The sequence below is a fragment of the Microbacterium hydrocarbonoxydans genome, from assembly GCF_011752045.1.
Classification (GTDB): Bacteria; Actinomycetota; Actinomycetes; order Actinomycetales; family Microbacteriaceae; genus Microbacterium.
Genome location: NZ_JAAKXW010000003.1, coordinates 467,827 through 488,384, shown reverse-complemented (window position 1 = coordinate 488,384; position 20,558 = coordinate 467,827). Strand labels below are relative to the sequence as shown.

The following is a 20,558-nucleotide window of genomic DNA, read 5'->3' as shown; positions in this document are numbered from 1 at the left end:
CCCGCCCGCCTGAGCCGCAAGGCCGACGAGCCCCGAGGGAGCCGCGCATATGCTGACCCTCCTCGTGGTGTTCCTCCTCGGATCGCTTCTGATGCTGGTCGTCGTGCACTGGCTGGGGGCGCGGGCGTTCGCCGTCGCCGCGCTCATTCCCGGAGCGGCATTCGTCCACGCTCTCGCACTCACGCCCCAGGTCCTCGGTCCACGGACCTCGCCGTTCGAGTCGGTCGCCTGGATCCCGCAGCTCGGACTGAACCTGTCCATGCACATGGACGTGCTGGGCTGGGTGATGACTCTCATCGTCACCGGCGTCGGCGCCCTCGTCCTCCTGTACTGCCGCTGGTACTTCCACGACGGCTCCGCCGGGATCGGTCAGTTCGCCGGTGTCCTCCTCGGCTTCGCCGGCGCGATGTACGGACTGGTGCTGACCGACGACCTCGTGATGCTCGTCATGTTCTGGGAGGTGACGAGCATCCTCTCGTACCTCCTGATCGGCCACTACCGCCGTCGCGCCGCCAGCCGTCGTGCAGCGCTGCAGGCGCTCCTGGTGACCACGCTCGGCGGGCTCGTCATGTTCGTGGGCGTCGTCCTGCTGGTGGTGGATTCCGGCACCTCGAGCATCCGGGAGATCCTCGAGCTGGCTCCAGAGGGACCGGTCGTCGACGCGGCGATCGTGATGCTGCTCGTGGGCGCGATCAGCAAGTCGGCGCTCTTCCCGTTCCACTTCTGGCTGCCGGGCGCCATGGCCGCTCCGACACCGGTGAGCGCATACCTGCACGCCGCAGCCATGGTGAAGGCCGGCATCTACCTCATCGCCCGGTTCGCCCCGATCTTCGCGTTCAGCGGTCCCTGGCGCGCGATCGTCATCTCCCTCGGTGTCTTCACGATGCTGCTGGGCGGCATCCAGGCCCTGCGCGAGACCGACCTCAAGCGCATCCTCGCCTTCGGCACCGTGAGCCAGCTCGGGTTCTTCGCCGTGGTCGTGGGCTACGGCACGCAGGCGGCAGCCCTCGCCGGCGTGGCGCTCGTGATCGGGCATGCGCTCTTCAAGTCGGCGCTGTTCCTCATCGTCGGCGTGATCGACCGGCAGCTGTCCACGCGCGACATCACCGAGCTGTCCGGAGTCGGCAGGCAGGCGCCCATCATGGCGACGGCGGCATTCATCTCCGTCGCCTCGATGATGGGCATCGCCCCGACGCTCGGCTTCGTCGCCAAGGAGTCCACGCTCACCGCGCTCCTCGACGACGCGCAGGGCGGCTCGGCCTGGGGCCTCATCGCGGTCCTCGGCGTCGGCCTCGGATCCATGCTCACTGCGGCATACGGCGCGCGCTTCCTCTGGGGCGCATTCTGGACCAAGCGCGACGAGCGCGGCGACCGGATGCCGGAGACCGTCTGGCCCGATCCCCCCGTCGGCTTCATCGCCACGCCGATCCTGCTCGCCGGCGGCACGATCGCGCTGGGGATCGGCGCCCCCGCCCTCGACGTCGCCCTGCAGGGATACGCCCTCACCGCAGCGCCGGGACTCGATCACGCGGGAGCGGCCACCGAGGGGCCGGGGCACCTCGCGCTCTGGCACGGTCTCGAGCCCGCGCTCGGCATCTCGATCCTGTCGATCCTCCTCGGCGTCTCCCTGTTCCTGCTCACCCGGCGCACCGGCTGGGACACCAGGCCGCGGCTCATCCCGTTCACCGCCGCCGACGTCTACTACCTCGTGGTCCGCGGGGTCGACCGGCTCTCCGTGCTCAGCACGACCCTCACCCAGCGCGGATCCCTTCCCGTGTACGTCGGCACGATCTTCGTGGTCTTCGTCGCCGCCGAGATCACGGCGCTGCTCGCCGGCGATGTCGACCGCTACGAGCTCTCCGCGTGGCACACGCCCGCGCAGGTCGCCGTCGCCCCGCTGATGGCGGCGGCTGCCGTGTTCGCGGTGCGTGCGCAGAAGCGCTACACGGGCGTCGTCCTCGTCTCCGTGACGGGGCTCGGCATGGTCGTGCTGTTCGCGACGAGCGGCGCTCCCGACCTCGCTCTCACGCAGATCCTCGTCGAGACCGTCACCATGGTGACCTTCGCCCTCGTGCTGCGCCGCCTCCCGGCGCGGATGGGCGAGCACAACGCCTCGGTAGGCCGCATCCCGCGCGCGCTGCTCGGCATCGGCGTCGGCCTGACGATGGCGCTCGTCGCGGTCGTGGCGACGCAGTCGCGCATCGCGGATCCGATCTCGGCCGCCTTCCCGAAGCTCGCGTACGAACTGGGCCACGGCAAGAACGTCGTGAACGTCGCGCTCGTCGACTTGCGCGGCTGGGACACCATGGGGGAGCTCTCGGTGCTGGTGCTCGCCGCGACCGGCGTCGCCTCACTCGTGTTCGTCACCCATCGCGCCGACCTGCTCGCCGCGACGCGCACCCTCCCGAAGACCGCGAGGAGGGCCACCCGCGGCCGCCCCCTGGTGGAGACCACCGACGGCGTCCGCTTCCAGACCTCGGAGAACCGGAGCAGCCCGCGCGCCTGGCTCGTCGGAGGTCAGCGGATGAAGCCCGAGAACCGGTCGATCCTGCTCGAGGTGATCGTCCGCATCCTCTTCCACACCATCATCGTGGTGTCGATCTTCCTGCTGTTCTCCGGCCACAACCTCCCCGGCGGCGGCTTCGCCGGCGGCCTCGTCGCCGGCATGGCCCTCGTCATGCGGTACATCGCCGGAGGGCGCTGGGAGCTCGGCGCCGCCGCCCCCACGGATGCCGGCCGCCTCCTCGGCGCCGGTCTCATCCTCGCCGTTGGAGCCGCCGTCGTGCCGCTCTTCTTCGGGCTCGCCCCGCTCACCAGCAGCTTCTGGGAGTGGGAGGTCCCCGGCATCGGGCACATGGAGTTCGTCACCTCGACGATCTTCGACGTCGGCGTCTACCTCGTGGTCATCGGCCTCGTCCTCGACGTGCTGCGCAGCCTCGGCGCCGAGGTCGACCGGCAGACCCAGATGCTCCGCGCAGGCGACGAGCCCCGGCACTGGCGGGGGGTGAACGTCTGATGGACGTGTCGCTCACCCTCATCGTGATCATGGCGGTGCTGTTCGCGTGCGGCGTCTACGCGATGCTCGAGCGCAGCCTGACACGGGTGCTCATCGGATTCCTGCTGCTCGGCAACGCGACCAACCTGCTGCTGCTCATCGTGATGGGCGTCCCGGGGGAGGCGCCGTTCTACGGCGTCGATGGCGGGATGAGCGACCCGCTCCCGCAGGCGCTCACCCTCACCGCCATCGTGATCACCTTCGCCGTCTCGGCCTTCCTGCTCGCCCTCATCTACCGCTCCTGGCAGCTCGGCCAGGCCGACACCGTCGAGGACGACGAGGCCGACATCGCCCTGCGCGAGCGCACGGATGCCGACGAGGAGCTCATGGGCGACGACGAGGGCGACTACGCCGACGACCTCGTCGCGACCACCGACTTCGTCGGAGTGCAGACCGCGCCGATCACGGTGCTGCACATGCGGGACCACCCCGCGATCCGGGACGACGCCCCGGTCGACCGGCCCGCGGCATCCGCCGATCCTGCGGCCTCCGATGATTCCGCGGGATCCGGCGGGGAAGGGGAGAGCCGATGAGCGCACTGGTCCCCCTGCTCGTCGCCGTTCCGCTGCTCGGCGCCGCCGTCACCCTGATCTTCGGGCGCAGCGCCCGGCTGCAGGCCGTCGTCACCGTGGTGGCGCTCGCCGTCGTCTCCGTCATCGCGGCCGTGCTGCTCGTGGCCGTGGACGGCGGCTCCGCGCTCGCCGTCTCCGTCGGCGGCTGGCCGATTCCCTTCGGCATCGTGCTGTACGTCGACCGCCTCGCGGCGCTGCTCGTGCTCGTCTCGAGCATCGTGCTTCTCGCCGTCCTCCTCTTCTCGATCGGCCAGGGCGCCGCGGACGGCACCGATGAGACGCCGATCTCGATCTTCAACCCCTCGTACCTCATCCTCGCCGCCGGCATCTTCGACGCCTTCATCGCGGGGGACCTGTTCAACCTCTACGTCGGGTTCGAGATACTGCTCGTCGCCTCCTACGTGCTGATCACGCTGGGCAGCACCGAATCCCGCATCCGCACCGGAGCCGTGTACATCGTCGTCTCGCTGGTGTCGTCGATCCTCTTCCTCGCGTCGATCGCGATGATCTACGGGGCGCTCGGCACCGTGAACATGGCGCAGATCGCGGAGCGGATGACGGAGCTGCCGCAGGAGACCCAGCTCGTGCTGCACCTGATGCTGGTCGTCGCGTTCGGCATCAAGGCCGCCATCTTCCCCGTGTCCTTCTGGCTGCCGGACTCCTACCCGACCGCGCCGGCTCCGGTCACGGCGGTGTTCGCAGGACTGCTGACGAAGGTCGGCGTCTATGCGCTGATCCGCACCGAGACGCAGCTGTTCTCGGAGAACGACATCAACACGGTGCTGCTGATCGTCGCGCTCGCGACCCTGATCGTCGGAGTGCTCGGCGCGGTCGCGCAGGCGGAGCTGAAGAGGATCCTGTCCTTCACCCTGGTCAGCCACGTCGGCTACATGATCTTCGGCCTCGCGATCGCGACGCCCGCGGCGATCGGGGCGACGGTGTACTACATCGTCCACCACATCGTCGTGCAGACGACGCTGTTCCTCGCCGTCGGACTCGTCGAGCGCAGGGCCGGCAGCACGTCGATCCTGCGGGTGAAGGGGCTGCTGAAGGTGGCGCCGGTCATCGCCGTGCTCTACTTCATCCCCGCGATCAACCTCGGCGGCCTGCCGCCGTTCTCCGGGTTCATCGGCAAGTTCGCGCTGTTCGAGGCCGCGGCATCCGTCGGCACCCCGCTGATGATCGTGCTGATCGTCGGCGGCATCCTGACCTCGCTGCTCACGCTCTACGCACTGATGCGCGCGTGGAACCTCGCGTTCTGGCGCGAGGAGGAGGACTCCACCGAGACCGAGGGACGCCTCGAGCACCTCACCGGCGCGCCCGCGGCTGACGAGCAGCAGGAGACGCGACGCATCCCGCGGATCATGACGATGGCGACAGCCGGCATGGTCGCCGTGACCGTGGCGCTGACGATCTTCGCCGGACCGCTCTACGCGCTCTGCGACCGGATCGGTGCGGCACTGCTGGAGCCGGTCAGCCTCGTGCAGCTGGAAGGCGAGGTGGAGGGATGAGCCCCGAGACCGGTCGTCACCTCTGGCGCGACATCGGCGTGCAGCTGCCGTTCCTCGCCTGGCTCGTCGTGCTGTGGATGCTGCTGTGGGCGCAGTTCACGGTGCTCTCGTTCCTCACCGGCCTCATCGTCGCGGTGTTCGTGACCCGCGTGTTCCGCCTGCCGACCGTCGAGCTCTCCGGTCGCATCAACCTCTGGTACGCGGCGCTGTTCGTGGTGCAATTCCTGTTCGCCGTGCTGCAGGGCGCACTCTCGGTGGCCGTGCAGGTGTTCGACTTCCGCCGGCAGCCGGGTGCCGCCATCGTCGCGGTGCCGCTGCGCTACGCGGACGACCTGATGATGACCCACGTGTCGGTCGTGTCCTCCCTGATCCCGGGCTCGCTGGTCGTCGAGGCCGACCGCGACCGGCGCATCCTGTACCTGCACGTGATCGGCGTGCGGAGCATGGCCGACGTCGACCGGCAGCGCGACGGCGTTCTGCGCTGGGAGCGGCGCATCGTGCGCGCGCTCGGCGACCCGGCGCAGCACCGGGCGCTGAAGGCCGACGTCGCCCGCGAGAAGGGCGGTGCCCGATGAACATCCTGCTCACGGCCATCATGGTCGTGTTCGGACTCGCGGCGATCCTCACGGTGATCCGCATCGTGCGCGGGCCGTCGATCCTCGACAGGGCCGTCGCCTCCGACGTGCTGCTCACCGAGGTCATGTGCGTGCTCGGCGCCGAGATGGCGATCAACGGGCACACCCGCAGCATCCCTGTGCTGCTGATCATCGCCGCCGTCGGCGTCTTCGGGTCGATCGCGGTGGCGCGGTTCGTCGCGAGAAGGGACAACACGACGCCATGAACCTGCTCGGTCTCACGATCCCCGACGCCGTCATCGACGTGGCAGTGCTCGCCCTCATCCTCGCCGGCGCCCTGCTCTGCCTCTCGGCCGCGGTCGGCCTGCTGCACTTCCGCGACGTCCCGTCCCGGCTGCACGCCGCGACCAAGCCCCAGGTTCTCGGCCTGCTCCTCATCTGCGGAGCGGTCGCGCTGTCGCAGCGCTCGATCGGCGGCATCCTGCTCGGCCTGGTGCTGGTCGCCCCCGTCGTGCTCATGCAGTTCGCGACCGCCCCGCTGTCCGCGCACATCGTCGGCCGGCAGGCCTACCGCAACGGCACCACGGATCAGCGCCACCTCGTCGTCGACGAGCTCGCCGAGTCGAAGCAGACCCCGCCGGCCGCGGGCTGATCCCCCGGGGTCGCCGCTCCGTGTGCGGAGCCGTGTGGCGGCGGCTCCTGCCGCAACTCCGCCCGGACGAGGCCTGGACCGATCGCGGCCACGCGCCTATCATCTGGGCATGGAACTGCTCGTGCTCCCGCTCGTCCTGGGCCTCGCCATCCCGCCGGCGTGCATGCTGCTGGGAGGATGGCGGGCGAAGCGGAAGGCCGGACAGGCCGGCCCCGACACGGACCCGGCGCTGAGCGCGGCGATCCGCGCCCTGTGGGAGGACCAGAACCGCAGCAGCCGCAGCTTCTGATCGAGCGCGGGACGAGAACCGTCAGATCCGGTCGGCGAAGCCCTGGATGAGGCGCGCGGCCGGGGCGGCGTCGCTGATGAGCGTTCCGTGTCCGTGGTCGGGGATGACCTCGAGCTCGGCGCCGGGGATCGCGTCGACGATCTCACGGCACCAGGTCATGGGCGCGAGCGGGTCGTCCTGTCCGCGCAGCACGAGCACCGGGCAGTCCATGCGCGCGTACGCCCGCTGCGCCTCGTGCACGATCGTCGCCCGCATCTTGCGGAGCAGGTGCGGGCCGCCGCGCAGGTACTCGCGGGCGCCGCGCAGGATCACGAGCGGACGCTCGCCGATCAGATCGCGCAGCAGGTAGGTCGCCTGCGCGCGGATGCTGCGCGCCGCGCTGTTCACCGTGGGACCGGCCAGCACGACGCCGGCGACCAGTGCCGGATGCCGCCCGGCGAGCTCGGCCGCGATCTGGCTGCCCATAGAGTGCCCGATCACGATGACCGGCCTCTCCTTCGTGTGCCGGAGGTAGGCGGCGACGAGGTCGGCGTGCCGCTCCATCGTGAGCGTGCGCTCGGGTTCGGGAGCCTCGCCGAATCCGGGAAGGTCGAACGCGATCACCCGGCCCTTCAGCCGGTGCACGATGTCGAGGTACACGCTGCGCCCCATCCCGATGCCGTGCAGGAGGAGGAAGGTGTGCCGTCCGCGGCCGAACGTCTCGGCGACGAGGGTGGCCCCGCCGTGCTCGAACTCCACGACGGACGACGGCGCATCCTGCGGGGCGAGCAGACGGTTCGGCATCTGTCAACGCTATCCGACGGATGCCGCGCGCCCGAGCGCCACCCGCACCCGGCCGGGCATCCGCCGTCCGTGCCCCGTGCGAGGATGAAGGTGATGAGCTCCACGAACCCCGCCACCGACGAGATCCCCACGGTGGCGGAACGGAGGAGACTCCTCACCAGGATCGGCGACAGCCTGAGCGACCCGGTCCTCCGCGCGCTCGTCACATCCACGTCGGTGTCCCGCATCGGGCGCGGCGTGTTCCTGGCGGTCACGGTGCTGTTCTTCACGCAGATCGTGGGGCTCAGCGGCGCGCAGGCGGCGGCGGTCCTCGCCGTCGCGAGCGGATGCGGCGTCGTCGCCTCCTTCCTCGGCGGCTGGCTGGCCGACCGCTGGAGCGCCCGCCGCCTCACGTTCTCGTTCGAGCTCATCGGCGGGCTGCTGCTCGCCGCCTACGCGTTCGCCGGGGACTTCGTCTCCGCCCTGATCCTCGCCAGCCTCTCCGGCTTCTTCGACTCCCTGGGTCACTCCTCGCGCTCGGCGATCATCGCGCGCGGCTTCGCCCCGGAGCGCCGCGTGCACGCCAGGGCGGTGCTGCGCACGGTGACCAACCTGTCGATCGCGGTGGGCGGCGGCATCGGCGCGATCGCCCTCGCCCTGGGGACCGGGGAGAGCTACCGGCTCGTGATCGTCGGCGCCGGCCTGCTCTGCGCCTTCGGCTCGCTGCCGCTGCTCCGGCTGACCGCCGCCGTGGATGCGGCGCCGCGCGCGAAGGCCGCGCCGGTGCGCACCGCGACCGGCTCGATCGACACGGATGCCGCCGCCGCGGCGGCCGCCGAGCGCACGGACTGGAACCGTCGCTCGCCCTGGCGCGATCCGAGGTATCTGCTGCTGAGCCTGCTGTCGGCGATCTTCGGCATGCAGTTCGGCGTCGCCGAGCTGGGCGTGCCGCTGTGGATCACTGAGAGCACAGAGGCTCCGGAGGTGCTCGTCTCCCTGCTGCTGATCGTGAACACGACGCTGGTCGTGCTGTTCCAGGTGCGCGCCTCGCGCGGAACGCACGACCTCCGGGTCGCCGGCCGGGTCACGATGATCGCCGGCTGGCTGATGGTCGCCGCCTGCATCGTCTACGCGCTCGCCGCGGGGCTTCCGGCCTGGGCCGCGATCGCCATCCTGATCGTCGCGACGATCGCGCACACGTTCGCCGAGATCCTCTCGCAGGCCGGAGCCTGGGGCCTGAGCTTCGAGTTGGCCGACCCGGTTCGCGCCGGCGCCTACCAGGGCGTGTTCGGCATGGGCTTCTCGCTCGGCGCGCTCGCCTCGCCGCTCGTCGTGAACGCGACGGCGATCACGTTCGGCTTCGCGGGCTGGGTGATGCTCTCGGCGATCTTCCTCGCCGCCGCGGCCGGCATCTGGCTGATCGCGCGCCGCGCTGCCGCGCAGTCCGCGACCGGACCCGCGACGGAGCCGGCACGCGGCTGAGACGACGGCGGGACGACACCGCGACGACGCCGAAGGATCGGCGTCGAGCGAGTTTCGAAACTCGTGTCACCCGGCGGCTCCGCGCGCTATCTTTTGTTGCACTCAGCAACAAATCTGCGGCCAGGGGCCGCGGATCTCGACGACGACGTCAGGAGAAACCGATGCGACGACCCTTTCGATCGCTCATCGTGGCCGCGGCAGCGGCAGCTCTGGTGCTGCCGCTGTGCACCGTGACCGCCGCGAACGCCACGCCCCCCGGCCTCAGTGATGCCGACAGGAGCGCGTTGCGGAACCAGGCGCCCATCGACCTCGCCGTGGGGAGCGCGGTCTGGGGCAGGCAGCAGCTCATGGACTACGACCCCGGTGCGCCGACCGAGTATCAGCAGGTCCTGGGCGCGCAGTTCTCGTCGGTGACGCCGGAGAACGACATGAAGTGGGATGCGATCCATCCCGCCCCCGACGTCTACGACTTCTCCTCGGCCGATGCTCTTGTCGCCTACGCCCGGGCGAACCACCAGCAGGTGCGCGGGCACACGCTGCTCTGGCACAGCCAGAACCCGGCGTGGGTCACCGAGGCGAGCGCGACATGGACGTGCGACGACGCCCGCGCCGTGCTCGAGGATCACATCCGCACCGTGGTCGGTCACTTCAAGGGCGAGATCTACGAGTGGGATGTCGCGAACGAGATCTTCCAGGACACCTGGGATGCCGGAGGGGTGCGGCTGCGCACAGACCGGAACCCGTTCCTCAAGGCCTGCGCCGACGATCCGGTCGCGCTCCTGGTGGATGCATTCCGGTGGGCGCATGAAGCCGACCCCGACGCGGTGCTGTTCCTCAACGACTACAACGCGGAGGGCGTCAACGCGAAGACAGACGCCTACTACTCGCTCGCTCAGGAGATGCTCGCCGCGGGTGCGCCGCTCGGCGGGTTCGGCGCCCAGGGGCACCTCAGCCTGCTGTACGGCTTCGACACCTCTCTGCAGGCCAACTTCGAGCGCTTCGCCGCGCTCGGTCTCCAGGTCGCCGTGACGGAGGCGGATGTCCGCATCCCGCTCCTCGAGGGGGAGACGGGGCCGACGCCGCGGCAGGTCGCGACGCAGGCCGAGCGCTACGACGCGATGCTGCAGGCCTGCCTGAACGTGACGGCGTGCTCGTCGTTCACGGTCTGGGGATTCCCTGACGCGAACTCCTGGGTGCCCGGCGTCTTCCCGGGGGAGGGCTGGGCGACGATCCTCGAGGACGACTACTCGCCCAAGCCCGCCTTCGACGCGATGCTCGCGTCGCTGCGGGACGCGACGCCGGGCGTCTCGCCTCGCCGCTGACCGCACAGGGCGGGCGGCCGCACCTGCGGCCGCCCGCCCTGTGCGGAATCACCTGGCCTCAGTCGCCCGGAGTCAGCACCAGAGTCGCGTCAGCCGCGGCAGCCACCGCCTTCGCGGAGAACGCCCACGGCCGCTGGACGCCGGAGGCCCAGTCAGCCGTCTGGTCGATGTAGTGCTCCCCGAAGGCATGGCCGGAGGCGCCGGTGAGGTGGATCCAGGTGGAGGCGTCGAAGTCGGAAAGGTCGACGACCATCCGCATCGACGGCACGGTGGTGGTCGCGTACGACTCGCCGAGCTCCCAGCCGGTGGCGTTCGCCACCGAGGCGCCGCCGCCGACGGGGAACGGACCGCGGTTGAACAGCGCCTCGATCGGGGCGATCCCGGATGACCCGAGAGTGTCGCTGGTCAGCGTGAGCGCGTGCAGGTCGCCCCAGTTCCAGCGGGAGACGGCGGTGCCCTGGAGCGAGGCGAGCTCGTCGTAGGCCTCTTCGGCGGAGAGCGCGAGCATCTCCTCCATGCCGCTCACATCGAGTTCCTCATTGGTCCAGAGCGGATCGGACGGATCGTCGAGCAGCCCGTCGACGACCGTGAACAGCCGGCCGTGGTCGTCGACCGGCAGCGGATTCCCGCGCTCGGAGAAGAGGTTCTGCACGAGGTTCGACCACAGCACGTTCGCATATGCGGCAGCCGCCGACGATGCCGAGTTCTGCGCATCCCAGGCGCGCAGCAGCTCCACGGCCTCCTTCGGCCCCGCACCCTTCACGTCGACGTCGCCGAGGGCCGCGGCCAGCTTCTTGCCGATCCACATCTCGCCGTCCATCTGGATGTCGCGCATGTCCTGCGCGGTCAGCGGCGCGGCGGCCGCACGGCGCTCGATGAGATGGGCGATGCGGGCGGCGCGATAGCCGTAGTCCCAGTCGCGGGAGAGGAAGTGCCCGTAGTCGTCTGTGACGATCGCGTTGTTCGCGGTGACGATGTATCCCGAGGTCGGGTTGTAGGCGACGGGGAGGTCCTCGAACGGGATGAACCCCGTCCAGTCGTAGGCGCTGTCCCATCCGGGCTGCGGCATCCAGCCGTCTCCTGCACCGCGGATCGGCAGCCGGCCGGGCGTCTGGTAGCCGATGTTGCCCTCGGTGTCGGCGTAGATCAGGTTCTGCGCCGGGACGTCGAACAGGGAGGCCGCGCGTCGGAAGTCCTCGAAGTCCTTCGCGGTCGAGAGCGCGAAGATCGCGGTGCCGGCGGTGCCGGGGTCGAGGGCGGTCCAGCGCAGGCTCACCGCGTAGGACGTGCGGTCGGAGGCGTCGGATGCCGGAGGCGCCACGCCGCCCGCCGCGAGGCCGGCCGCCGGCTCGTCGGCGATGGCGGAGAAGTCGTCGACGAGCCCCGAGATGATCGGGCCGTGCACCGTGGAGCGGATCGTCAGCGGGATGTCGTCTCCGCCGGCGACCTCGATGGTCTCCTCGCGCTCCTCGAGCGGCACCAGGGCGCCGTCGCGCCAGTAGGAGTCTCCCTCGATCTTCTCGATGTACAGGTCGGTCACGTCCGTGGTGAGGTTCGTGAAACCCCAGGCCACGTGCTGATTGTGCCCGATGACGATGCCGGGCAGGCCGGAGAACGAGAAGCCACCCACGTCGAAGGGGCAGGAGTCCGACACCTTCGCGCACTTGAGCTGCACCTGATACCAGACCGAGGGCAGCGAGGCGCCGAGGTGCGGGTCGTTCGCGAGCAGCGGCATGCCGGTCTCGGTGAGTGCACCCGACACGACCCACGAGTTCGAGCCGATCCCCTCGCCGACGTCGCCGACGAGCAGGCTCGCCGCCTCGATCACGTCGGAGGCCTCCTGCCATTCGATCGTGGTGCTCGCCTGCTGCACCTCGCCGGAGGTTGCCGTCGTCGGGTATGCAGCCGGCTCGGCATCCGTCTCCAGCGCGGGGACGCTGGAGATCTTCGGCACGATCACGGGGTTCCGGTCGAACGGGTAGGCGGGATAGAGCTGCGCGAGGGTGTCCTCGACCTCCGCCGTCTCGGCGCCGCCGGCGGAGAGCTCGGAGGCGAGGAGGGCGCGCTCGGTCTCGTCCTCGATGTTGCCGCGGAGGTCCCAGGCCATCGCCTTCAGCCACGCCACCGAATCGGCGGGGGACCACTGTTCCGGCACGTAGCTGCCGAGCTGCATGCCGAGGACGGCATACTCGAGTGACAGCTCCGCGCCGGAGCGGGAGGCGATGTAGGCGTTGACGCCGTCGGCGTAGGCCTCGTAATAGCCGAGGGTGGTCTCGTCCATGGCCTCGACCTCGGCCTCGGCGACCTCGCGCCAGCCGAGCGTCCGGAGGAACGCGTCTGTCGCAGCCTGCGACTCGCCGAACATCTCCGCCACCCGCCCGGCGGTCACATGCCGGCGGAAGTCCATCTCGAAGAACCGGTCCTGCGCGTGCACGAAGCCCTGGGCGTAGAAGAGGTCGTGCGACGACTCGGCGGTGATCGTCGGGATGCCGCTGCCGTCCCGCTGCACCGTCACCTGTGCGTTCAGCCCGTCGAGGGCGAGTTCGCCCTCGGTCTGCGGGAAGGAGCGCTGGATCGTCCAGGTGACGAAGAAGGCGATCGCGACGGCGACGACGACCAGGCCGGCGACGATGAGGAACGCGATCCTCCCGATCCGGGCCATCAGGGGCGGTCGCTGCGGGGCGGAGTCAGTCGCCTGATCGGTCGTCATCGTCGAGGGCTCTTTCGGGTGGGCGGCGGTGGAACTCGGTGTCACGTGAACCAGGTGCGCGTATCGCGGGTCGCGCCCTCGCATCATACCCATCGGGGCGTCGGCCGGGTCATCGAGAGCGAGACGCGGCCGACGCCGCTCACATGAGCTTCGTGGAGGCCAGGGCGCGCAGCAGTTTCTGGTTGAACCCGATGAGCGGCAGGCGCAGCACCAGCCCGAGAAGCAGCGCGGGAAGGATGAAGGCCGCCAGCCAGCCCAGTGAGATCCAGTAGTCGTTCTGGTAGATCCCCGCGATCGCGGAGCGCATCGCGCTCACGGCGTGGGTCGCCGGCAGGAACGGGCTGACGCCCTGGAACCACTCCGGGAGCAGCTGCAGCGGGTAGGCGCCGCCCGAGCTGGAGATCTGCACCACGAGCATCAGCACGGCCAGCGCCTTGCCCGCGTTGCCGAAGGTCACCACGAGCGTGTAGATGATCAGCGTGAACACGAGCGACATCACCCAGCCCGCGAGGATGAGCAGAAGCGGATGCTCCGGCTGCACCTGCGTGAACAGCACGCTGCCGAGGCACACGAGGGAGCTCTGCAGGAAGCCGACGACGGCGAAGACGCCGAACCGGCCGAGGTAGGTCTCGGCGGGGGAGAGCGGGGGCAGATCCGCGGCGGGACCCTGCGGCGGGTCGACGCGGATCGACACCGAGATCAGCAGTGCGCCCACCCAGAGCGCCAGCACGGTGTAGAGCGGCGTCATCGCGGCGCCGAAGCTGACGACCGAGTACACGGGCACCCGCTCGAGAGCCACCGGCTCGGCGAGGTGGGCGGCGAGGGCCTGCGGATCGGAGCCGATGAGCGCGGTGAGCTCGCTGAGGTCGCCGGTGTCCATCGCCTTCGTCAGGGCGGCGGCGAGGGCGTCGAACCGGTCGGCCGTGTCGGCGAGGGAGCCGGACATCTCCGCGGTGAGCGACTCCGCGTGCTGCAGGGCCGAGCCGATCGAGTCGGATCCGGAGAGGGCACCGACTGCCGACGAGAGGTCTGCGCCGATCGAGTCGATGTTCCCGTCGATCACGGAGAGCGTACTGGCGAGGGCGTCGAGCTTCGGCTGCAGGCTGCCCGTGTAGGCGTTCCGCGCGTCCTCCATCGCGGCCTTCGCGCTCGCGATCAGCCCGGAGATCTCCTCGTGCGTCGCCTGGATCCCCGCATTCGTGTCGGTGACGTGGGCGGCCGCATCCTCGAGGCGGTCGTGCAGCTCCTGCTGGCGGGTGATCGCGGCGTCGATGCGGGCCACCGCCCGGTCGAACGTGTCCAGCGCGGACTCGGGGAGCAGCGGACGCACCTCGTTCACGAGGGTGTCGTGCAGCTGCGTGTACTGGTCGAGCTGCGTCTGCACGCGATCGGCCACCGCGCGGATCGCCGCGGCCGAGCTTGCGGACTGGGTGTCGATCGAGGAGAACACCTCGTCGACGCTGTCGGCGACGGCCTGATAGCCGTCGGCCGTGCTCGACAGGGCGTCGCCGAGCGTCGCGGCGGTGGAGCTGAGGACGTCCTTCAGCGATCGCGCGGCATCCTTCCCGCTGCCGAGCGCCCCGGTGGCGTCGCGCAGCGCGTCCCCGGAGGACGACACCAGACCGGAGGCGCCGTCGACCAGCGGCCGGCTCGACGCGATCAGCGACGTGAACATGTCGGCCGTCGCCGAGCCTGCGCGCAGCTGCGCGGCCACCTCGCTCACGTGCGCCTGCAGCCGGGACAGCGCGGCCTGGGTGTCGGCGTCGTCGAGGTAGTCCGACAGCGAGGTGATGATGTTGAGCCCGGCCTCGCTGAGCTTCTCGGTGAACACCTCGTTGATCTTCGTGGAGACCTCTCCGGCTCCCTGCTCGGTGATCTTCGGCGCGAGCGCGTTCTTCTTCTCGTTGGTGTAGTACTCGATCCGCGTGCGCTCGGCGCCGCTCGAGTAGCGCTCGGCGCCGCTCGAGTAGAAGGTCATCATGTCGGCGCTGAAGGTGGGCGGCAGCACGATCGCGGCGTAGTACTCGCCCGATTCCGTGCCGTCGATCGCGTCCTCCTCCGAGGTGAACACCCAGTTCAGGTCGTCGTTGGCGCGCAGCGCCGACTCGACCTGCTCGCCGACGTTGAGGCGGATCGGCACCAGGTCGCTCTGATACCCCTCGTCGGTGTTGGCCACGGCGACCGTGAGGTTCTCGGTGCTGCCGAAGGGGTTCCAGCTCGCGATCACGTTGAACCACGTGAACAGCGACGGGATCACGACCAGCCCGAACAGCACGATGACCGCCATGACGTTGCTGGTCGCCCGGCGCAGATCATGCCGGAACACCTGCGTGATGTTCTTCACCTGCGCACCTGCCCTTCCTGCGTGTCCTCGGGGTCGTCGTCCGACGTGGTCCTGTCCTCCTGGTCGTCGCCGGCGGATGCCGCGGCGTTCTCCTCCCCCGACCCAAGAGGTTCCGGTGAGTCGTGCTCGTCGTCGGCAGGATCGCCCACGGCATCCGATCCCACCTGCTCGGCCGTCGGGCCCGGATGCGCGACCGGTTCGGCATCGAGCACCTCCGTGGGGGTCTCGTCCGGATCCATGCCGGCGGAGGCATCCTCGGCGAAGAGCTCCTCCAGCTCCACGGCGTCGTCGCGCTCCTCGGCGTGCGTCTCGACCGCCGGGCGTTCCCGCACGGCGGTGCGCGCGGACGACGCCGCGGCGCCCGCCGGCAGCGTGCCGCCGGAGCTCTCGATGATCAGCGCCTCGCGCAGGTCGGCTTCCGGCATCTCGCCCAGCGCGGCGGCCTGCTCGATGCTCTGCCTGATGTACTCGAGCATCACCAGGAAGGCGATGAGGATCAGGCACCACAGCGCCCACAGGCCGAGCATCGTCGCCTTCGCGTCCGGCAGCAGCCAGGCCGCGAGGCCGAGCACGGCCATGACGCCGGCGCCCACGACCAGCGTGAGGCGCAGCAGCACCGGGTACCGCTCGGTGAACCGGCGGGCGCGCTCGGCGACCTCGGCGCGGAACCCGTCGCCGTCGGTCAGCGCGCGGATGATGTCGGGCGTGCGGCGGCGACCGGTGATCTGCACGTCCTCGCTCACCATGAGCTCGGTGTCGGCGAGGCGGCGGTTGAACAGCAGCGCGAAGTTGCCCAGGCGGCGACGGAGGAACAGGCCCAGCACGAACGCCAGCACGACGAAGATCGCGAGCGTGCCCATGAACCGCCACCAGTGGCCGTCGTAGAAGCCGCTGATGGTCTCGCGCAGCGCGTCGATGCCGTAGGTGAACGGCAGGAACGGGTACAGGCCGCGGAAGAAGGCGGGCATCATCTCGATCGGGTACAGCCCCGAGGCCCCGGGGATCTGGAAGATCACCAGCAGGATGCAGAGGCCCTTCCCGACGATGCCGAAGCACACGGACAGGGCGTAGATGATGCTGAGGTACGCCAGGCCGATCAGCACGCCGGTGCCGACGAAGGCGAAGGCGTTGGCGGTCTGGACGCCGATGACGAGGTTGCCCACCGTGACGAGCACGGCCTGGCACACGGCGATCGCCGCCAGCAGCAGCCATCGCCCCAGGTACGCCTGACGCACGGAGACGCCCTCCACGCCCTCGGTGTCGACCTCGAGGCGCATGATGACCATGAGCACGAACGCTCCGATCCACAGCGAGAGGTTCGTGAACAGGGCGGCCATGGCCGAGCCGTACGCGGCGGTGGGGAACACGACGTTCTCGTGGACCTCGACCGGCGACGCCATGAACTGCGCGATCTGCTCGGCATCCAGTCCGCTGATGGTGCTGAGCCGGTTCCACACGTCGGCGGCGCTCAGCGCGAGGATGTCGGTGCGCACGCCGCCGAGGCCGGACTCGGCGGCGGCGAGGTTGCCGTCGAGTGCGGTGAGGGCCGTCGCGGTGTCGGCGAGCTGGGTCTTCAGGCCGCCCAGCAGGCTCTGCGCCTGCGCAACCTGCGCCCGCTGCGCGCCGAGTGCAGAGGAGAACGCGTCCGCACTGGCAGACAGCGCCGACATCGCCCGGTTCAGCTGGGGGATGCTCTGCATGAGCGCGTCGCGGATGGCGCCCGCCGATGTCGCGGCGCCGCTCACGGCGGAGTCGATCGCGGAGGCCGCATCCTCCACCGAGGCGATGGTGCCCGACATGTCGCCGTTCAGCTGGTTCAGCTGGTCGAGCACCTGCTGGTCGGCGGTGTTGCGCTCCTTCAGGGCGTCGATCGCGTCGCGGAGGCGCTGCTCCGCCTCGGAACCGGACTCGGTCTGCTCGAGGACGGCCTGCAGTTCGTCGAGCGCGGTCCCGTTGGCCTTCACCACGGCCGAGAGGTCGTCGATCGCCGAACCCACCGCGACGTTCGCCTGCTGCAGGCTGGTCGACAGCGTCGAGATCGAGGCGTTCATGCGCGATGAGGCGTCGGCGAGCAGCGTCGCTCCCGAGACGTACGCCGAGGTCGCCTTGTCGGTGAAGGTGAGCAGCTCCTGCTGCGCCTCAGCGGCGATGCTCTGCGCCTGGCGGACGGCGCCCTGAACCTCGCCGAGCGCGGAGTCGACATCGTCGAGCGTGGACACGGCGCTGTCGAGCCGCGTCTGCGCATCGGTCAGACCGCCCTGCAGGTCGGCGATCCGCTCGCGGGCGGCGGCGACCTTGCCCACGGCGTCGTCGAGGGTGGTGACCGTGCTGTCGCGGGCGTCGCCGAGGCGCCCCTCCGCGTCGAGACCGGCATCCTTCAACTGCTCGGTGACGGCCTGCGCGACCACCGACACGAAGGTGCTGTTGATCTGGGTGTCGAGCGTCGACGCGCCCACGTCCGTGATCTTCGGGGCGATCGCGTTCGCCTTCTCGTTGACGAAGTACTGCAGCGCAGGACGGCGGAAGTCGCCTGTGGTGATGCTGAGGAAGTCGCGGCTGAAGTCCGCCGGGATGACGATCGCCGCGTAGCTGCGGCCGCTGCGGACGGCATCCATCGCCTCGTCCTCGTCCACGAACTCCCAGCCGAGCTGGTCGTTCTGCTTCAGCTGGCCGACGAGCTCCCCGCCCACGTCGATGTCGCCGGTGAGCTCGGAGGTGGCGCCTTCGTCCTGGTTGACGATCGCGACGCTCACATGCTGCGTGTTCGAGTACGGGTCCCAGAACGCGACGATGTTGAACCAGGCGTAGAGGGACGGCGTGACGATCACGCCGACGATGATGATCCACGCCTTGCTGACGCGGGCGAGACGGCCGACGTCGCGACGGAACACGCTCCAGGCACCGGGCATCGCGGCTCCCCCCTGCTGTGCTGCGGCACGTCGAGCATAAGAGCTCACGCGGTCGCCGCCGTGATGTCGGGGTGCGCGGCGAGGAGCGCGTCGGCCTCGCGCCAGGAGAGGCCGGCGATGCTCAGCACGGCACGCACGGCGAGGTTCGCGGCGCCGGCGCTTGCAGCATCCGTGCGGGCGATGGCGGTGCGCGCCGTCTCCTCGATGAGCCGGGCGAGCGTGGGGGCCTCGAGGTCGGTGCGGAAGCTTCCGTCCTCTTGACCGCGCACGACGAGGGCGGCGACCGTGCGCCGCAGCGGGGCGAGCGCGGCGGCGGTGTGCTCGACGTGCGCCTCGTCGAGGGCGAGCGCGGCGGCGAACTGCACGTGCGCGGCCTCGCGCCACAGCACGGCGGCGAGGCGGGCCAGGGCGAGGGTGGAGTCGGCATCCGTCACGGAGGCGGCGATGGCGTTGAAGCGCTGGGCGCCGCTGGAGATCAGTTCGCGGATCAGGGAGTCGCGGTCGTCGAAGTGGCCGTAGAGGGTGCGACGGGAGAGCCCCGCGCTGCGGGCGATCACGTCGATCGAGGCGTGCGGGTCGTTCGCCAGGGTGGAGCGGGCCGCGTCCAGGATGCCGGCGCGGTTCTCGACGGCGTCGCGGCGGGGTGCACGGGTGGTCATGCATCCAGCGTACTAATGTGCACATGAGTGTGCAAGATAATTCGGCGGACTCACAGGGTGTGCCGGGTCGGCCGTTCACAACTCCTCAGAGAACGGTCGTTCCGCCCAGGTTCGGCCGCGCATCGACCCTCACGGCCGGAATTCTGAGGAGTGATGAACGGCGGATATGCCAGAGGGGGCGGATGCCGCAGCATCCGCCCCCTCCGTGAAGAACGTCCGTCAGTCGGTGCCGGAGTCGAAGGCCGCGCCCTCGGAGGCGACGTCGACGGCATCCGTGAGGGCCTCGTCGGCCTCGGAGACCGAGCCGTGCACCGACTCGGTGATCTCGGAGGCCTCGCCCGCGGTGACCCGCCCGACGAGCTCGCCGGTGGCGCCGCCGACGAGGCCGAGGCCCGCGTACTGCTCGAGGCGCGCGCGGGAGTCGGCGATGTCGAGGTTGCGCATGGTGAGCTGGCCGATGCGGTCGACCGGGCCGAAGGCGGCGTCGCCGACGCGCTCCATGGAGAGCTTCTCCGGACCGTAGGAGAGGTTCGGGGAGACGGTGTCGAGGATCGTCCAGTCGTCGCCGCGGCGCAGGCGGATCGTGACGGTGCCCGAGATCGTCGAGCCGACCCAGCGCTGGATGGACTCGCGCAGCATGAGTGACTGCGGCTCGAGCCAGCGGCCCTCGTACATGAGGCGGCCCAGGCGGCGGCCCTGCTCGTGGTAGGTCGCCAGCGTGTCCTCGTTCAGGATGCCGTTGACGAGGCGCTCGTAGGCGATGAACAGCAGCGCCATGGCCGGGGCCTCGTAGATGCCGCGCGACTTCGCCTCGATGATGCGGTTCTCGATCTGGTCGCTCATGCCGAGGCCGTGGCGGCCGCCGATCGCGTTCGCCTCCTGCACCAGCGCGACCGGGTCGGAGTACTCGACGCCGTTGATGGCGACGGGGCGGCCGGCCTCGAAGGTGACCGTGACGTCCTCGGTCTCGACCGCGACGGCCGGGTCCCAGAACCTCACGCCCATGATCGGGTCGACGGTCTCCAGTGAGACGTCGAGGTGCTCGAGGGTCTTCGCCTCGTGCGTCGCGCCCCAGATGTTCGCGTCGGTGGAGTACGCCTTCTCGGCGGAGTCGCGGTACGGGAAGCCGTGTGCGACGAGCCACTCGCTCATCTCCTTGCGGCCGCCGAGCTCGGTGACGAAGTCGGCGTCCAGCCACGGCTTGTAGATGCGCAGGCGCGGGTTGGCGAGCAGGCCGTAGCGGTAGAACCGCTCGATGTCGTTGCCCTTGTAGGTGGAGCCGTCGCCCCAGATGTCGACGCCGTCCTCCTTCATGGCGCGCACGAGGAGCGTGCCGGTGACGGCGCGGCCCAGAGGCGTCGTGTTGAAGTAGGTCTTGCCGCCGGAGCGGATGTGGAAGGCGCCGCAGGCGAGGGCGACGAAGCCCTCCTCGACGAGGGCGGTCTTGCAGTCGATGAGCCGCGAGGCCTCGGCGCCGTACTCGAGGGCGCGGCCCGGGATCGACTCGATGTCGTCCTCGTCGTACTGTCCCAGGTCGCCGGTGTAGGTGAAGGGCACGGCGCCCTTGTCGCGCATCCACGCGACGGCGACGGAGGTGTCGAGTCCTCCGGAGAAGGCGATGCCGACGCGCTCGCCGACGGGCAGGGACTGGAGGACCTTGGACATGGTTCCCAGTCTATCGGCGGCGTGTCGGCTGTTTCGGACGGCGGTCGATCG

At 70.1% G+C, this 20,558-nt stretch carries 15 protein-coding genes; 9 read left to right on the top strand and 6 right to left on the bottom strand.

Annotation, left to right across the window (positions count from 1 at the left end):
• The first annotated feature begins 49 nt into the window (after window positions 1–49).
• The 7 genes from G6G98_RS13300 (at window position 50) to G6G98_RS13270 (ending at window position 6,654) form a co-directional block, all read left to right on the top strand.
• Window positions 50–3,016, top strand: coding sequence for a Na+/H+ antiporter subunit A (locus G6G98_RS13300; RefSeq protein WP_164234028.1), 2,967 nt, complete (start codon window positions 50–52; stop codon window positions 3,014–3,016).
• Window positions 3,016–3,588, top strand: a complete 573-nt coding sequence (locus tag G6G98_RS13295) for a Na(+)/H(+) antiporter subunit C (protein ID WP_067356873.1) — start codon at window positions 3,016–3,018, stop codon at window positions 3,586–3,588. The genes G6G98_RS13300 and G6G98_RS13295 overlap by 1 nt, the downstream gene beginning before the upstream one ends.
• Complete coding sequence (locus G6G98_RS13290; RefSeq protein ID WP_164234029.1) at window positions 3,585–5,138, top strand: Na+/H+ antiporter subunit D; 1,554 nt, start codon at window positions 3,585–3,587, stop codon at window positions 5,136–5,138. The genes G6G98_RS13295 and G6G98_RS13290 overlap by 4 nt, the downstream gene beginning before the upstream one ends.
• Window positions 5,135–5,713: a Na+/H+ antiporter subunit E gene (locus G6G98_RS13285; protein ID WP_164234030.1), complete on the top strand. Its 579-nt coding sequence runs from the start codon at window positions 5,135–5,137 to the stop codon at window positions 5,711–5,713. The genes G6G98_RS13290 and G6G98_RS13285 overlap by 4 nt, the downstream gene beginning before the upstream one ends.
• Entirely contained in the window at window positions 5,710–5,979 is a 270-nt protein-coding gene (locus tag G6G98_RS13280; protein ID WP_164234031.1) for a monovalent cation/H+ antiporter complex subunit F, read from the top strand. Before G6G98_RS13285 ends, G6G98_RS13280 begins: the two co-directional genes overlap by 4 nt.
• Window positions 5,976–6,365 (top strand): monovalent cation/H(+) antiporter subunit G, encoded by a 390-nt coding sequence (mnhG, locus tag G6G98_RS13275; protein ID WP_067356861.1) that lies wholly within the window; start codon window positions 5,976–5,978, stop codon window positions 6,363–6,365. The genes G6G98_RS13280 and mnhG overlap by 4 nt, the downstream gene beginning before the upstream one ends.
• Before the next feature lie 109 nt (window positions 6,366–6,474).
• Window positions 6,475–6,654, top strand: coding sequence for a hypothetical protein (locus tag G6G98_RS13270; RefSeq protein WP_164234032.1), 180 nt, complete (start codon window positions 6,475–6,477; stop codon window positions 6,652–6,654).
• 21 nt (window positions 6,655–6,675) lie between these two features.
• On the opposite strand, the gene G6G98_RS13265 is transcribed toward G6G98_RS13270, so the two are convergent.
• Window positions 6,676–7,437 carry an alpha/beta fold hydrolase gene (locus tag G6G98_RS13265; RefSeq protein ID WP_164234033.1) on the bottom strand — a complete coding sequence of 254 codons (762 nt, stop codon included), beginning with the start codon at window positions 7,435–7,437 and terminating at the stop codon, window positions 6,676–6,678.
• A gap of 93 nt (window positions 7,438–7,530) precedes the next feature.
• On the opposite strand from G6G98_RS13265, the gene G6G98_RS13260 reads away from it, so the two are divergent.
• Together G6G98_RS13260 and G6G98_RS13255 are read left to right on the top strand one after the other, a co-directional pair.
• On the top strand, window positions 7,531–8,898 hold the full coding sequence (locus tag G6G98_RS13260; protein WP_164234034.1) for an MFS transporter: 1,368 nt from the start codon (window positions 7,531–7,533) through the stop codon (window positions 8,896–8,898).
• Window positions 8,899–9,059: 161 nt separating this feature from the next.
• A complete protein-coding gene (locus G6G98_RS13255) occupies window positions 9,060–10,220 on the top strand; it encodes an endo-1,4-beta-xylanase (RefSeq protein ID WP_164234035.1) in 1,161 nt (386 codons plus the stop codon).
• Between the two features lie 58 nt (window positions 10,221–10,278).
• Here the strand turns inward: G6G98_RS13255 and G6G98_RS13250 are convergent, their stop codons facing one another.
• The 5 genes from G6G98_RS13250 to argG all read right to left on the bottom strand — a co-directional run bounded on the left by G6G98_RS13250 (window position 10,279) and on the right by argG (window position 20,507).
• A complete protein-coding gene (locus tag G6G98_RS13250) occupies window positions 10,279–12,930 on the bottom strand; it encodes a penicillin acylase family protein (RefSeq protein ID WP_164234036.1) in 2,652 nt (883 codons plus the stop codon).
• 139 nt (window positions 12,931–13,069) lie between these two features.
• A complete protein-coding gene (locus G6G98_RS13245) occupies window positions 13,070–15,274 on the bottom strand; it encodes a YhgE/Pip domain-containing protein (RefSeq protein ID WP_164234037.1) in 2,205 nt (734 codons plus the stop codon).
• Entirely contained in the window at window positions 15,271–18,183 is a 2,913-nt protein-coding gene (locus tag G6G98_RS13240) for a YhgE/Pip domain-containing protein (RefSeq protein WP_164234038.1), read from the bottom strand. Before G6G98_RS13240 ends, G6G98_RS13245 begins: the two co-directional genes overlap by 4 nt.
• A gap of 44 nt (window positions 18,184–18,227) precedes the next feature.
• Complete coding sequence (locus G6G98_RS13235; protein ID WP_067356843.1) at window positions 18,228–18,842, bottom strand: TetR/AcrR family transcriptional regulator; 615 nt, start codon at window positions 18,840–18,842, stop codon at window positions 18,228–18,230.
• Window positions 18,843–19,061: 219 nt separating this feature from the next.
• Window positions 19,062–20,507, bottom strand: a complete 1,446-nt coding sequence (gene argG / locus G6G98_RS13230) for an argininosuccinate synthase (protein ID WP_164234039.1) — start codon at window positions 20,505–20,507, stop codon at window positions 19,062–19,064.
• Window positions 20,508–20,558 lie beyond the last annotated feature (51 nt).

Excerpts from the sequence above, each read along its gene's own strand:
- G6G98_RS13300 (WP_164234028.1), top strand. The coding sequence starts at position 50 with ATGCTGACCCTCCTCGTGGTGTTCCTCCTCGGATCGCTTCTGATGCTG.
- G6G98_RS13295 (WP_067356873.1), top strand. The coding sequence starts at position 3,016 with ATGGACGTGTCGCTCACCCTCATCGTGATCATGGCGGTGCTGTTCGCG.
- G6G98_RS13290 (WP_164234029.1), top strand. The coding sequence starts at position 3,585 with ATGAGCGCACTGGTCCCCCTGCTCGTCGCCGTTCCGCTGCTCGGCGCC.
- G6G98_RS13285 (WP_164234030.1), top strand. The coding sequence starts at position 5,135 with ATGAGCCCCGAGACCGGTCGTCACCTCTGGCGCGACATCGGCGTGCAG.
- G6G98_RS13280 (WP_164234031.1), top strand. The coding sequence starts at position 5,710 with ATGAACATCCTGCTCACGGCCATCATGGTCGTGTTCGGACTCGCGGCG.
- mnhG (WP_067356861.1), top strand. The coding sequence starts at position 5,976 with ATGAACCTGCTCGGTCTCACGATCCCCGACGCCGTCATCGACGTGGCA.
- G6G98_RS13270 (WP_164234032.1), top strand. The coding sequence starts at position 6,475 with ATGGAACTGCTCGTGCTCCCGCTCGTCCTGGGCCTCGCCATCCCGCCG.
- G6G98_RS13265 (WP_164234033.1), bottom strand. The coding sequence starts at position 7,437 with ATGCCGAACCGTCTGCTCGCCCCGCAGGATGCGCCGTCGTCCGTCGTG.
- G6G98_RS13260 (WP_164234034.1), top strand. The coding sequence starts at position 7,531 with ATGAGCTCCACGAACCCCGCCACCGACGAGATCCCCACGGTGGCGGAA.
- G6G98_RS13255 (WP_164234035.1), top strand. The coding sequence starts at position 9,060 with ATGCGACGACCCTTTCGATCGCTCATCGTGGCCGCGGCAGCGGCAGCT.
- G6G98_RS13250 (WP_164234036.1), bottom strand. The coding sequence starts at position 12,930 with ATGACGACCGATCAGGCGACTGACTCCGCCCCGCAGCGACCGCCCCTG.
- G6G98_RS13240 (WP_164234038.1), bottom strand. The coding sequence starts at position 18,183 with ATGCCCGGTGCCTGGAGCGTGTTCCGTCGCGACGTCGGCCGTCTCGCC.
- G6G98_RS13235 (WP_067356843.1), bottom strand. The coding sequence starts at position 18,842 with ATGACCACCCGTGCACCCCGCCGCGACGCCGTCGAGAACCGCGCCGGC.
- argG (WP_164234039.1), bottom strand. The coding sequence starts at position 20,507 with ATGTCCAAGGTCCTCCAGTCCCTGCCCGTCGGCGAGCGCGTCGGCATC.